11 protein-coding genes are annotated in these 13663 nt (G+C 38.4%); 7 read left to right on the top strand and 4 right to left on the bottom strand.

Annotation, left to right across the window (positions count from 1 at the left end):
- Positions 1-52 precede the first annotated feature (52 nt).
- Together gatA and gatC are read right to left on the bottom strand one after the other, a co-directional pair.
- Entirely contained in the window at positions 53-1537 is a 1485-nt protein-coding gene (gene gatA / locus ACFIKB_RS06620; RefSeq protein WP_375653098.1) for an Asp-tRNA(Asn)/Glu-tRNA(Gln) amidotransferase subunit GatA, read from the bottom strand.
- A gap of 31 nt (positions 1538-1568) precedes the next feature.
- Positions 1569-1856: an Asp-tRNA(Asn)/Glu-tRNA(Gln) amidotransferase subunit GatC gene (gatC, locus tag ACFIKB_RS06615; protein WP_015856421.1), complete on the bottom strand. Its 288-nt coding sequence runs from the start codon at positions 1854-1856 to the stop codon at positions 1569-1571.
- Between the two features lie 138 nt (positions 1857-1994).
- Between gatC and ruvX the strand changes: the two genes are divergently transcribed.
- Positions 1995-2474, top strand: a complete 480-nt coding sequence (ruvX, locus tag ACFIKB_RS06610; protein ID WP_375636082.1) for a Holliday junction resolvase RuvX — start codon at positions 1995-1997, stop codon at positions 2472-2474.
- On the opposite strand, the gene ACFIKB_RS06605 is transcribed toward ruvX, so the two are convergent.
- Positions 2459-4078 carry an acyl-CoA dehydrogenase family protein gene (locus ACFIKB_RS06605; protein WP_273787944.1) on the bottom strand — a complete coding sequence of 540 codons (1620 nt, stop codon included), beginning with the start codon at positions 4076-4078 and terminating at the stop codon, positions 2459-2461. The two genes, ruvX and ACFIKB_RS06605, sit on opposite strands and share 16 nt — an antisense overlap.
- Positions 4079-4203: 125 nt before the next feature.
- On the opposite strand from ACFIKB_RS06605, the gene ACFIKB_RS06600 reads away from it, so the two are divergent.
- The 4 genes from ACFIKB_RS06600 to dprA are packed head-to-tail and all read left to right on the top strand — an operon-like array spanning position 4204 to position 8300.
- Positions 4204-5169: an aspartate carbamoyltransferase catalytic subunit gene (locus tag ACFIKB_RS06600; protein ID WP_375636081.1), complete on the top strand. Its 966-nt coding sequence runs from the start codon at positions 4204-4206 to the stop codon at positions 5167-5169.
- Entirely contained in the window at positions 5166-6467 is a 1302-nt protein-coding gene (locus ACFIKB_RS06595) for a dihydroorotase (protein WP_375644810.1), read from the top strand. The genes ACFIKB_RS06600 and ACFIKB_RS06595 overlap by 4 nt, the downstream gene beginning before the upstream one ends.
- Before the next feature lie 11 nt (positions 6468-6478).
- Positions 6479-7111: a glycerol-3-phosphate 1-O-acyltransferase PlsY gene (gene plsY, locus ACFIKB_RS06590; protein ID WP_375636079.1), complete on the top strand. Its 633-nt coding sequence runs from the start codon at positions 6479-6481 to the stop codon at positions 7109-7111.
- Complete coding sequence (gene dprA, locus ACFIKB_RS06585; RefSeq protein ID WP_375653097.1) at positions 7086-8300, top strand: DNA-processing protein DprA; 1215 nt, start codon at positions 7086-7088, stop codon at positions 8298-8300. Before plsY ends, dprA begins: the two co-directional genes overlap by 26 nt.
- On the opposite strand, the gene ACFIKB_RS06580 is transcribed toward dprA, so the two are convergent.
- Complete coding sequence (locus ACFIKB_RS06580; protein WP_005773510.1) at positions 8230-8436, bottom strand: hypothetical protein; 207 nt, start codon at positions 8434-8436, stop codon at positions 8230-8232. The two genes, dprA and ACFIKB_RS06580, sit on opposite strands and share 71 nt — an antisense overlap.
- A 265-nt stretch (positions 8437-8701) precedes the next feature.
- Between ACFIKB_RS06580 and topA the strand changes: the two genes are divergently transcribed.
- Positions 8702-11275 (top strand): type I DNA topoisomerase, encoded by a 2574-nt coding sequence (topA, locus tag ACFIKB_RS06575; RefSeq protein WP_375636077.1) that lies wholly within the window; start codon positions 8702-8704, stop codon positions 11273-11275.
- A gap of 3 nt (positions 11276-11278) precedes the next feature.
- A complete protein-coding gene (rnr, locus tag ACFIKB_RS06570; protein ID WP_375636076.1) occupies positions 11279-13555 on the top strand; it encodes a ribonuclease R in 2277 nt (758 codons plus the stop codon).
- The last annotated feature ends 108 nt before the right edge of the window (positions 13556-13663 follow it).

The raw sequence follows: 13663 nt of genomic DNA, 5'->3' as shown, positions 1-13663 counted from the left end.
AAAAAGCATTTCTCGTTCTCAATGAGAAATGCTCCTTTGTAAAGTTTGATTATTACATCCACCATTTTTCTGCACTGAATATCCCTGCTTCTTTTTCAATAATGTGCGCTATCTGAAAAATGACTTCTTCAGCAAAAGGTTTACCAATCAATTGCAATCCTAGAGGTAAACCATTTGATGACAGACCTGCAGGAACAGAGATTCCTGGTAAACCAGCCATATTAACGGGTACCGTAAAAATGTCATTAAGATACATTGCTACAGCATCATTTTTTATTTTTTCATCAGCTATACCAAAGGCAGGTGTTAGTGTTGCTGGTGTCAGAATAGCATCAATGCCTGAAGCAAAACATTGATCAAAATCACGTTTTACGAGTGTTCTTACTTTTTGAGCTCTTAGATAACAGGCATCATAATAACCAGATGAAAGAACATAAGTCCCAACCAAAATACGTCGCTTGACTTCATCACCAAAACCAACAGAGCGCGTGTTTTCATACATCTCAATGATGTCTTTTCCAGGCACGCGTAGACCAAAACGCACACCATCATAACGCGCTAAATTAGAAGAGGCTTCTGCAGGAGCTATAATATAATAAGAAGGTAGAGCATATTTTGTATGGGGCAAAGAAATGTTCTTAATCTCAGTTCCTGCTTCCTTTAACCAACTTATGCCTTTTTTCCAAAGCTCAATAATTTCTGGAGACATTCCATCCATATGATATTCTTTTGGGATACCAATTTTCATTCCTTTAATTGATTGACCAAGATAACTTTCATAATCAGGAACTGGTAAATTCACGGAAGTAGAATCTTTTTCATCAAAAGAGGCCATTGATCTTAGTAAGATAGCACAATCACGAACATCTCTAGCAACAGGTCCAGCTTGATCAAGGGATGAAGCAAATGCAACAACGCCCCACCGTGAACAACGTCCATAAGTTGGCTTTATTCCTACAGTTCCAGTAAAAGCTGCTGGTTGACGTATTGAGCCACCTGTATCGGTTGCAGTTGCACCGGCACAAATTTGTGCAGCAACAGCGGCAGCAGATCCTCCCGAAGAACCACCGGGTACGAGTTTTTCATTCGAGTCTTTTTTTCTCCACGGATTAATAACGGGACCATAATATGATGTTTCATTGGATGAGCCCATAGCAAACTCATCCATATTAAGTTTTCCTAACATTACAGCACCGTCTTGCCATAAATTAGCCGTGACAGTTGATTCATAATGCGGTTTAAAACCATCAAGGATATGTGAACAGGCTTGAGTATGAACACCATAGGTTGCAAAAAGATCTTTAATCCCCAAAGGAATTCCTTCTAAAAGCCCTCCCTGCCCTCTCGCTAAGCGACTATCTGATTCAGCAGCCATTTTCATTGCCTGTTCTGCTGTTATTGTTACATAAGCATTCAAAATTGGATTAGCTGATTCTATTGCTTGTAAATAAGCTTCCGTTAATTCTGTTGCTTTGAGATTTTTCTTTGTTAGAGAATCACGAGCTTGCGCAATTGTGAGGGTTGTTAAATCGGTCATATTGGTTCTCAAATTTCAAAAATATAAAAAGTTACTCAACAATTTTTGAGACAAGAAAAAAATTTTCTTCTGTAACAGGGGCATTGGCTACAATATCTGCTGCTTTATCGCCATCTGTAACACTATCTTCACGCATTCGTAGAGTCATCGGCATCACAGATGTTAATGGCTCAACTCCACTGACATCAACTTCATTCAATTGCTCTACAAAACCTAAAATAGCATTGAATTTTTTTGTCACAGGTTCTATCTCATCATCGTGGATAGCAATCCGCGCTAAATGTGCGACCCGCTTGACGGTCTCTTGATCAACAGACATACTATTTACGCCTTTCTGTTTTTATTAATCTTTATTCTGGCTATACAAGGCTGAGCTTGCAAGCGCAAGAATATTAGATAACATGAATGAAGAATATAACCATTAGATCTGAAACATTAAAAAACGCATTATACCCTTATGACCGTTATTAATATAAACGAAGTTATGACACATCTTTTGCCTGGACAAACAATAGCAGGCTTAGATTTAGGGACAAAAACTATCGGAATTGCGATTTCTGATATGGGGCTGACTGTCTCAAATCCGCGTCCTGTACTACAGCGAAAAAAATTTACAGAAGATGCTTACACACTTATTAAAACTTTTGACCGTGAAAATGTAGGCGTTATTATCATCGGCTTACCCCTTAACATGAATGGGAGCAGCGGTTCTCGTGTTCAAGCAACCAGAGCTTTTGTGAGCAATATGAAAGCTTATACAAAAATTCCATTTGTTTTTTGGGACGAACGTTTGTCAACAATTGCTGCAGAGCGTTCTCTTCTAGAAATGAATGTATCGCGCGCTAAAAGAGCAAGCCGAATTGATTCGGCAGCCGCTGCTTTTATATTGCAAGGTGCTCTCAATAGAATTCAAAACTTTCATCATATGGAAGGATAGAGGACATTGAGCAAATGCCCTGCATTATATCGTGCAATGAGCATCCCGTAGGAAGATCTCCACTGTCCCCCAAGACGGCTTTCCATATAGGCATTTGCAACATGTTCTATGTCTGTAGAACGTAATGCTGCTGCTGCTGCTGCATAGGCTACCTGTTCAACAAAAAACCTTCCTGCACCTTCATTTGCTGATGCCATATCACCTGCTGACTTAATAATTTCAATTGCTCGTGGTCCCGCTGGTCCAATATCAAGAGCAATTTTTTCTAACAATTTCTGAAACAGTCCCGGTGCTTTTTCAGCAATAAGAATGGCATCCTTTACCAATTGATTAGCAGAACTATTTCTCACAATTCGTGCAGGCCCATTATGCAACATTTGCGATAATGGATTATTCTCTATAAAACTTTCAATACCAAGTTGTGCAATAATTTCGCCAATAATAGGCACAACCAATTGACTTACGTGATAAGCAATAATAGGTGTCATAATGCGGGCAAAAGCTGCTTCAGAACGGTCATTTGCTGCATTGTCAAATGCTCTCGCTAAACGCAAAACCAATGCTTGTGAAGCAGCTATATCTAATGCAATATCTGCAAAAATACGTTCTGTCAGTGGTGGTAAAGGTTGATTGGGCATTTTTTTCCGGAAAAAATCTATGCCAAATTGAAGAGCCGCTCGCAAAACACCTGCCGATATTACTGATTGATCGAAACGCATCATCGTCTCGATATCTTTAATAACTTTAAGCCCTTCTCCAGCATTTCCCAAAAGCCAACCATAACTGCCTTGGAAATCAACAACCCCCTCTGGTGTTAAAAGTTCTCCAGAACGCTGAATTAAATGACGAATCGATATAAATCCATTTAATGCGCCATTTTCTTGTATGCGTGGAATAAAAAAACAACTTAAATGACCATTTAAATCTGCACTAACAAGATATCCGTCAGCGGTAGGATTAATAACATTGGTTTTTACAACATTTAAACGATATAGATCACGTTCCATACTTTCATCGAAAGAAATCTTCTTAACACTTGGAAAATTAAAAGCGTATTTTTCAATATCATCAAATGCACAAGTTAGAGAAGCAGCCTTTTTATGATGAATAGGCTTTGATGAGGAATCATATTGGCGTGATAAAAGTACATTTTGCCATTTTTTGAAGAGCTCAATATCACTAATTAACACAGCAATAGCTGCACTCGTTATGATAACTTCATTCAAATGTCCTGTTTCTAAACCAGCAGATAAAGCTAAACGAATCGCACGCGCTTGATAGCGTACTCCATTTTCTGAGCTCGTATTTTCCCAAAGTGAGGTAACCAAACCAGCTTGTCTAGAATATTGTTGAAGAGCTTGATAGGAAGAATGGATCTCTAATTTTTCCGTCGGTTGCCCCCATTCATCATTATAACACAATAAAGGCTTATAATGATTTGCCAAGCAAGAGAGTTTCCATGCTTCTCGACTCGCTGCAAAATCTCCTATTTCTTCAAAACTTGCTAACAAAAACTTAGGCAAAGTAGAGGCAATACGAAACATAAGCGTATCGCTAAGAAATGTATTTTTTCGACGATTATTTTGCGCAGATACAGCACTCATAGGTATATTCCTACATTCAAACCATTCATATCATAGACTATTTGTCTTTTTAGAGTTAAGAAACATTTATCATATTCAAACAAATGCTTGTTTAACCTGTTTAGAGAGAGATAAAGAAGAATGCTATGATTCAAGATAATTTTTTTCCACTTTTCCCTCATCAACATCTTTTAGCTATTAAAGATCTAAGTGTACAAGATCTTAATACATTGCTTGATCGTGCAGAAGCAAATGTTATCCTTTCTAACAAAATTGATAAAATAAAATCTACTTTGCATGGACGGACTCAAATTAATCTCTTTTTTGAAGCCTCTACGCGAACACAATCTTCTTTTGAATTAGCGGGTAAAAGGCTAGGTGCACACGTGATGAGTCTTGCGATCGGCAACTCATCTGTAAAAAAAGGAGAAACATTACTTGATACAGCTGCAACTCTCAATGCGATGAAGCCGGATATACTGGTTTTTCGCCATAACAGTGCAGGAGCGGCAGCTTTATTAGCGCAAAAAGTTGATTGTTGTGTCATTAATGCAGGTGATGGTGCTCATGAACATCCAACACAGGCTTTATTAGATGCTCTAACCATTAAAAGAGCAAAAGGTCGTATTGAAGGATTAACTGTTGCGATTTGTGGAGATATCTTACACTCACGTGTTGCCCGTTCCAATATCCTGAGTCTCAATGCTTTGGGTGCTCGTGTTCGTGTTGTTGCTCCCTCAACACTCTTACCCGCAGAAATCACTCATATGAGTGTTGAGGTTTTTAACACAATGAAAGAAGGTCTTAAAAATGCTGACGTTATCATGATGTTACGCTTACAGCATGAACGGATGACAGGTTCTTTTATTCCCTCTACGCATGAATATTTCCATTATTTTGGCTTACATAAAGAAAATTTAGCCTATGCCAAAAATGATTCCATTATTCTGCATCCTGGCCCAATAAACCGTGGTGTAGAGATTGCATCTGACATAGCAGATGGATCACAAAGTATGATTCATACACAAGTAGAAATGGGAATTGCAGTGCGTATGGCGGTCATGGAGGCTTTATTAGATTCACGCGCAAAGATCAGTGGAGAAAAAAAATGATAAAACCAATTGTTTTTCAAAATGCTCGTATTATTGATCCTTCACGCGCAGTCGATGAAATTGGTACAGTTATTGTTGAAAATGGACGGATTATAGCCGCTGGAAAAGATGCTCTGAATCAGGGTTTCCCAGAAGAAGCAGAAATTGTTAACGCACAAAACAAAGCAATTCTCCCTGGCCTTGTTGATGCGCGCGTTTTTGTTGGAGAATTAGGGAATGAACACTGTGAAACAATCGCATCAACAAGTCAATCCGCCGCCGCAGGTGGTATTACTTCTTTCCTCATGATGCCAGATACGCGTCCAGTCATTGATAATGTGGCACTTGTTGAATTTATTAGGCATACAGTACAAGAAAAGTCATCGGTCAATATTTATCCCGTTGCTGCGATCACACAAGGTTTCAACGGACAGCAAATAGCGGAATTCGGCTTACTAAAAGATGCAGGAGCTGTTGCCTTTTATGAAGGAAAAAAAACGCTTCAAAGTTCATCTGTTATGCGACGTGCAATGACTTATGCGCGTGATTTTGATGTTCCATTGATGCATGAAACGCAAGATAAAGATCTTACAGGACAAGGTGTGATGAATGAAGGGCTGCTCGCCAGTTGGCTTGGTCTTTCTGGCATCCCCCGCGAAGCAGAAGTTATCCCACTTGAAAGGGATCTGCGATTAGCAGTATTAACGCAAACACGCTATCATGCCGCTCAAATATCAACAGCACTCTCTGCTGATGCACTTCGTTTAGGTAAAAAACGCAGTGAGAAAATTTCAGCGGGTATATCTATTAATCATTTATCTTTCAATGAAAATGACATTGGTGAATATCGCACCTCTTTTCGCTTAATGCCCCCATTGCGTACAGAAGAAGACCGTATAGCAATGATTGAAGCAATAAAGGATGGGACTATAGATGTTATTGTCTCTTCTCATGATCCTCAGAGTAACGATACAAAACATTTACCATTTAATGACGCAGCGGTTGGCGCTATTGGTATGGAGACTTTATTGAGTGCAGCCTTACGCCTTTACCATGATGAGAGCCTATCTCTTCTACGGATAACTGAACTTTTGTCAACGGCGCCTGCAAAGCTCTTTGGACTCAATGCAGGAACACTGAAGAAAGGTGCTCATGCAGACCTTATTGTGGTTGATCTTGAAGAACCATGGGTTGTTTCGAAAGAGAAGCTCTATTCACGTTCAAAAAATACCCCTTTTGAGAATGCACGTTTTCAAGGACGCGTGCTCCAGACCATTGTGAAAGGGAAAACCGTTTTTAAACTTGATCAACAAACTTAATGAGATTTTTAATGAATGAAGCAGAAATATTTTTTCAGTCCACTCCATGGTTTATTTTCCTCATATCTTATATCATTGGCTCGATTCCATTTGGTCTTCTTTTTACGAGATTAGCCAAACTTGGCGATGTGAGAACAATTGGTTCCGGCAATATTGGAGCTACAAATGTTTTACGAACAGGAAATAAAAAACTTGCTGCTCTAACACTTCTTTGTGATATGTTGAAAGGAACTATCGTTGTTTTCGTTATAAAGTTTTTTAGTGATCCGCTAGACAATAGTATCCTTGTTTCTCTAGCAGGTTTTTTTGTTTTCTTAGGGCATCTTTTCCCCATATGGCTTAAATTTAAAGGCGGCAAAGGTGTTGCTACCTATCTAGGGATCTGCTTAGGAATCTATTGGCCTGCAGCAATTATTTTTATTATTGTATGGATAACGATTTTTCTCCTCACACGCTATTCTTCATTATCCGCACTCGTTTCTGTTGTTATAACTGCGATATTTGTTTTTTACTTTTCCGATCCTTATTTCTATTTTATGCTGATTGTGATGAGCATATTTGTGTATATAAAGCATTACGCAAATATCGGTAGATTATTAATTGGGGAAGAAAGTAAGATTGGGACTCAAAACGGGGATAAATAAAGGAATCCTGCTCACTGATCGTCAACGTCTAAATTGGTTACGGTTGTTGCGTAGTGAAAATATTGGAGCAGTGAGTTTTCGCAATCTCATTGATCATTATAAAACAGCAGAAAATGCTCTGGAAGCGCTGCCAGAGCTTAGTAGAAAAGGCGGTGGTTCTGTATCTATTAAAATAGCAAGCTTAGAAGATGCAGAAAAAGAAATACAAAAAGCGAAAAGATTAGGTGTTCGGTTTATCGGTATGGGAGAACCAGATTATCCAGCTTTTCTTAAGGTTACAGAAGCCCCTCCGCCGCTTATTGCTATCAAAGGTAATGTTTCAATTTTTCAAAAAACTTCTATTGGAATTATAGGTTCTCGAAATGCTTCAGCTGCGGGAAAAAAGCTTACGGTTCAATTTGCGCGTTTTCTCGGAGAAGCAGACTTTGTAACAATTTCTGGGCTCGCTCGTGGAATTGATAGCGTTGCGCATCAAGCAAGTTTAAAAACAGGAACTGTTGCAGTTATGGCTGGGGGAATTGATCATATCTATCCTCCTGAAAATAAAAAGTTGCATGAAGATATTATCGCCAATGGTGGAGCCATCATCAGCGAAATGCCCATTTCTTGGAAGCCACGTGCTATCGACTTTCCAAGAAGAAACCGTATTATTGCAGCTCTATCACTTGGTCTCTTGGTTGTAGAGGCAGCCCTGCGCTCAGGGTCCTTAATTACCGCACGTCAAGCAGCTGAAATGGGGCGGTTAATTTTTGCCATTCCCGGCTCACCACTTGATCCAAGATCTGTTGGTACAAACAATCTTATCAAGGACGGTGCTCTACTCACCACACATCCTTCTGACATCATAGAAACACTTACGCCATTAATTTCACCGCTTCCAAATTCGCAACTCAATTTTTTTGAGGAACCATCCTCTTTACAACTTGAAAAGGAGAATTTCAATTTAGCAGATGAAAAAAACAGCGGTCCCTCTTTAGCAGGTGATGATGCAGCACGTGCAGCAGTTCTCTCCGCTCTTTCAACAACGCCAATCGATTTAGACACTCTCAGCACCCACACAGGTGTTTCACTTCCAATTCTCTACCTCTTGTTGGTAGAACTCGAGCTTGCTGGAAAGCTTATTCGACACTCTGGTGGTTGTGTGTCATTGTCGAATCTTGATCTTCCCCAAGAGCCTCAGCACTATTAATAATGCTTTGCCCTTCTTTGGCAACCATATCCAAAAGCAATGCTAAAAGCGGACTATGCGCCTGACGCGCCATCTGATTCATTTGCTTAGACATGTCTGTAATATATTGGATAACTTTTAAATGATTTATAAACATAATCCTCTATCCTTGAGCATTTCCCCTCCTACCTCTCAATAGACGTTATCTTAGTATTTCGTCGTATGTTTTTGTAATAACAGTGGAAAATAAATCGTGTAATTCTATATAGGGTGTATTCTAATAATAACAATCATAAGTTGTACAATATTCATGTTTTTTATATGGCTAATATTTTTTTATGTGCTCTTAAGCAATTGTCATTAGCTATTCGCGTAAAAGGCGTTTATAAAAAAGTTTTTTATTTCAATATTTGGGTAAAATTATGAATATCGTTATCGTTGAATCTCCAGCAAAAGCAAAAACAATTAATAAATATCTTGGGTCTCAATACAAAGTTGTCGCATCATTTGGACATGTTCGTGATTTACCTGCAAAAGATGGTTCTGTTTTACCGGATCAAGATTTTTCTATGAAATGGGATATAGATTCTTCTGCCGCTAAACGTTTAAATGAAATAGCAAAAGCCGTTAAAGAAGCCGATAGCCTTATATTAGCAACAGACCCTGATCGTGAAGGGGAAGCTATTTCATGGCATATTCTGGATGTTCTTCGTCAAAAAAAAGTTTTAAAAGATAAACCTATTAAAAGAGTTGTCTTCAATGCCATCACCAAAAAGTCTGTGCTTGATGCTATGAACAATCCACGTGATATTGATACATCACTTGTAGATGCTTATCTTGCACGTCGCGCACTTGATTATCTCGTTGGTTTTACACTTTCACCTGTTTTATGGCGGAAACTCCCTGGTGCACGTTCAGCAGGACGCGTTCAATCGGTTGCTTTGCGTATTATTTGTGATCGTGAATCAGAAATAGAACATTTTATCAAAGAAGATTATTGGTCCGTTACAACACAGTTAAAAACCATCCGAAATGATAGTTTCCAAGCAAGATTGACAATGTTTAATCAAAGAAAAATAGGCAAGCTTGATATTCAATCTCAAGAACAAGCAGACCAAATTCGCTTTATGTTGGAGAAAGCCCAATATCATACACTCAGTGTTGAAGCAAAACCTACAAAGAGAAATCCTCTTCCTCCATTTACAACCTCCACACTACAACAAGCAGCTTCTTCAAAATTAGGATTTTCAGCTTCTCGCACTATGCAAATTGCCCAAAAGCTTTATGAAGGCATTGAAATTAATGGTGAAACGGCAGGGCTTATTACTTATATGCGTACCGATGGTGTGCAAATAGCACCAGAGGCTATAGATTCAGCACGAAAAGTTATTCATGAAACTTTCGGTAAAGACTATATTCCTGAAAAACCACGTTTTTATTCAACAAAGGCAAAAAATGCACAGGAAGCACACGAAGCGATCCGTCCAACAGATTTTCAACGCAATCCTAGTCAAGTCCGTAATTTTCTTGATAGCGATCAAGCAAAGCTCTATGAGCTGATATGGAAGCGTGCTATTGCCAGCCAAATGCGTTCTGCTGAAATTGAACGCACAACTGTTGAAATTGAAGCACAGCAAGGAGAAAACCGTGCAAATCTACGAGCAACAGGATCTGTTATTCGCTTTGATGGCTTTATTTCCGTCTACACCGATCAACGAGACGAAGAAAATAATGAAGAAAATGAAACAACACGTTTACCACAAATAAACACTGGTGAAGCACTTACAAAAGAAAAAGTTGAATCTGCACAGCATACCACAGAGCCCCCTTCTCGTTATTCTGAAGCTTCATTAATTAAAAAGCTTGAGGAGTTAGGAATTGGTCGTCCTTCAACTTATGCCTCCACATTGGCGACATTGTGTGACCGTGGATATATTGTAATTGATAAACGAAAGCTTATTCCCGATGCTAAGGGACGTATTGTTACAGCCTTTCTTGAAAATTTTTTTAATCGCTATGTAGAATATGGTTTCACAGCAGATCTTGAAGAAAAGCTGGATCTTATCTCTGATGGAAAACTTTCTTGGAAAGACGTATTGCGAGATTTTTGGGATGGATTTAATGCATCTATTAGCAATATCCAAGAACTCCGTATAACCAATGTTCTTGATGTTTTAAATGTAACATTAGCACCTCTCGCCTTTCCTAAACGTGAAGATGGAAGTGATGTGCGTTCCTGTCCTCTTTGTAAAAATGGTCAATTATCATTAAAACTCGGTCGTTATGGTGCTTTTGTTGGCTGTTCTAATTATCCCGAATGTAAGTACACACGCCAACTCGGTACAGATACTGGAGAAGAGAATGAAGCTGTGCGCAATGATGAACCTGTTATCCTTGGTATTGACCCTGAAACAGGAAAAGATATCTCTCTTCGTAATGGTCGGTTTGGTCCCTATATTCAACTTGGTGAAAGCAAAGAAGTTAAGCGTGCAGGACTACCAAAAGAATGGCAGGCAGAAAACGTAACCCTTGATAAAGCCTTGGCCTTACTATCCCTTCCCCGTGAAATTGGCATTCATCCTGAAACTGGAAAAACAATCACAGCTACGATTGGACGATATGGTCCCTATCTTAGCCATAACGGAAAATCTGCGCGCCTTCTTCATGCAGATGAAGTTTTTGATATTGGTATCAATCGCGCTGTTACAGTATTGGCAGAGCAACAAGAAAACAAAACCAAGCAAAGCAGAACAACACCTGCAGCATTGGCAACATTAGGAGAGCATCCCGAAGGAGGAACCATTACCGTGCGCAACGGGCGTTATGGTCCTTATGTTAATTGGGGTAAAATTAATGCAACATTGCCAAAAGATAAAGATCCCATTAGTGTAACACTGCCAGAGGCATTAGAACTTATATCGGCTAAAGCATCGAGTAAAAAAACAACTTCAAAAAGAGCTTCTTCTAAAACAAAAGCAAAAATAAAAGAGACATAAATTTTGGCTAAAGGTGAAAAAAACATAAAATATCTCTCTTCATTCAAGGGGAAAAATTTTCCCGATAAGGAAGAAATCCTTTTCTTTATAAATGAGAATCCTAACCACTCAAGTAAACGAGAAATCGCCAAAGCTTTTAACTTAAAAGGCGATTCCCGTATTTGGCTTAGAGATATATTACGTGAGTTAAAGGATCAAAATCCTATCTCTAAACAACGCAAAAGAGCAATAAACAAAGGAAAATTACCTCCTGTTACTTTAGTAAAAATTAGCGGACGTGATAAAGATGGGAGTTTTATTGCACAACCTCTTGAATGGGAAGATTCTCCAAAGCCCAATATTGAAATACACTCTTTTCATCACATAAAAGGAAGTAGCATTGGTGTTGGAGATCATATTCTTGTAAAAGTTTTTCGAAATAAAAATTCTGAAAGCTCAAGCCCCCCTTATATGGGACGAATTATTCGTAAAATTGATGTATCTCCCAAAAGCGCATTTGCTGTTGTACGAAAATTTGAAAATAATCAATGGCGCCTTGATCCTATAGACCGCAAAACTAGTGAACTCATTGTTGAAATGTCTCCAGAAATGAAGATTGAAATTGGTGATCTCGTTGAAGTCGAAATTAAAAAAAATACTGGTTACGGATTAAAGAGCGCAAAAATAAAGAATGTTTTAGGGCATATTAAGAGTGAAAAAACACTCTCAATGATAGCGCTTCTTTCGAAAGGAATTCCTTATATTTTTCCTGAAAGTGTTCTTGAGCAAGTCAAACATATCAAAGCTGCCAATATGGATAATCGTGAAGATTGGCGACAATTACCATTTATTACAATTGATCCACCAGATGCAAAAGACCATGATGATGCAGTTTATGCAACCAAGGATAAGGACCCAGCAAATAATGATGGTTGGATTATTATTGTGGCCATTGCAGATGTTTCTTACTATATCAAAACAGGAAGCGCATTAGATAAAGAAGCATTGAAACGCGGAAATTCTGTTTATTTTCCCGATACCGTTGTGCCAATGTTACCTGAACGCCTTTCTCATGATTTATGTTCTCTGCGTGAAGGAAAAGAAAGACCAGCTTTAGCCGTTCGTATGATTTTTGATGCAAACGGTAATAAACGAAAACATAGTTTTCATCGTACTATGATTCGTGTAAGAGCCAAACTTTCTTATCAAGAAGTACAATTGGCAATTGAAGGGAATATAAATGAAAAAACAGCCGCTCTTTTTGAGAGCATTTTGCAACCCTTATGGGAAGCCTATGCATGCCTTAAAGCTGCGCGAAATCGTCGCCAACCACTAGAGTTAGAAATTGCAGAAAAAAAGATTATTCTTGATCAAAATGGATGCATAAAAGATGTTGTGAGTGAAACACAATTAGAAGCGCATCGTTTAATTGAAGAGTTTATGATACAAGCCAATATTGCAGCTTCTGAAACATTAAAACAACATCACCAGCCCCTCATTTATCGTATTCATGAAAAACCTTCTCTTGCTAAGCAAGAAATACTTCGGAGCTTTCTTCAAAGTTTGGGGATACCACTCTCCCGCGGAAGCGAACTTACCTCAGCGCGCCTTAATAGCATTCTGGCAAAAGTGACGAATACACCACAAAAAGAATTGATCAACCAAGTTATTCTGCGCTCACAATCTCAAGCTGAGTATAATCCAAAAAATATCGGCCACTTTGGTTTAAACCTACATAACTATACACATTTTACATCCCCCATCCGTCGTTATGCTGATCTTATTATTCATCGAGCACTCATTAAAACGCTGAAATTAGGAAATGATCAATTAACAGATACACAAGAACAAAATCTTGCAGAAATTGCTACGCAAATTTCTTTATACGAGCGCCGTGCAATGATGGCTGAAAGGGAAACTATTGATCGGCTTGTTGCTCACTATTTAACGAATAAAATCGGCCGTATTTTTACAGGTCGCATTTCCGGAGTGACAAAAGCAGGTCTTTTTATCTCACTTGATAAACTCAATACAGATGGTTTTGTCCATATTTCTACACTTAAAAATGATTATTATCATTTTGATGAAGCACAACATGTTCTTGTAGGACAGCGTAGCCATAAAGGCTATCAGCTCAGTGATGTTGTAGAAGTAAAACTTATAACGGTACAACCTTTTGCTGGCGCTTTATGCTTTGAACTCTTAACAAAACCTCGTCCAATAAAATTTTCACCGACATCCTACCATAAAAACAAATTAAAAAAACAAAAGCATACCTTTTATGGGAAAAGAAAAAATTAAGCTTCTTGTCCTCCATTAAATAGAATATGAATAATAAAAAATAATAACTTCAAGTTAAGAAATGACTTATATAATATTTATATTATATAACGTGTACAATCTTCTTTT

The organism is Bartonella sp. MR110HLJHH, from assembly GCF_042194225.1.
Classification (GTDB): Bacteria; Pseudomonadota; Alphaproteobacteria; order Rhizobiales; family Rhizobiaceae; genus Bartonella; species Bartonella grahamii.
Note: the sequence above shows the minus strand (reverse complement) of the source record. Positions and strands in the feature narration are given on the sequence as shown.

What these genes read in the sequence shown, in the direction of transcription:
- ruvX (WP_375636082.1), top strand. Translation starts at nt 1,995, where the DNA reads ATGACCGTTATTAATATAAACGAAGTTATGACACATCTTTTGCCTGGA.
- ACFIKB_RS06605 (WP_273787944.1), bottom strand. Translation starts at nt 4,078, where the DNA reads ATGAGTGCTGTATCTGCGCAAAATAATCGTCGAAAAAATACATTTCTT.
- topA (WP_375636077.1), top strand. Translation starts at nt 8,702, where the DNA reads ATGAATATCGTTATCGTTGAATCTCCAGCAAAAGCAAAAACAATTAAT.
- gatC (WP_015856421.1), bottom strand. Translation starts at nt 1,856, where the DNA reads ATGTCTGTTGATCAAGAGACCGTCAAGCGGGTCGCACATTTAGCGCGG.
- ACFIKB_RS06600 (WP_375636081.1), top strand. Translation starts at nt 4,204, where the DNA reads ATGATTCAAGATAATTTTTTTCCACTTTTCCCTCATCAACATCTTTTA.
- ACFIKB_RS06595 (WP_375644810.1), top strand. Translation starts at nt 5,166, where the DNA reads ATGATAAAACCAATTGTTTTTCAAAATGCTCGTATTATTGATCCTTCA.
- plsY (WP_375636079.1), top strand. Translation starts at nt 6,479, where the DNA reads ATGAATGAAGCAGAAATATTTTTTCAGTCCACTCCATGGTTTATTTTC.
- gatA (WP_375653098.1), bottom strand. Translation starts at nt 1,537, where the DNA reads ATGACCGATTTAACAACCCTCACAATTGCGCAAGCTCGTGATTCTCTA.
- ACFIKB_RS06580 (WP_005773510.1), bottom strand. Translation starts at nt 8,436, where the DNA reads ATGTTTATAAATCATTTAAAAGTTATCCAATATATTACAGACATGTCT.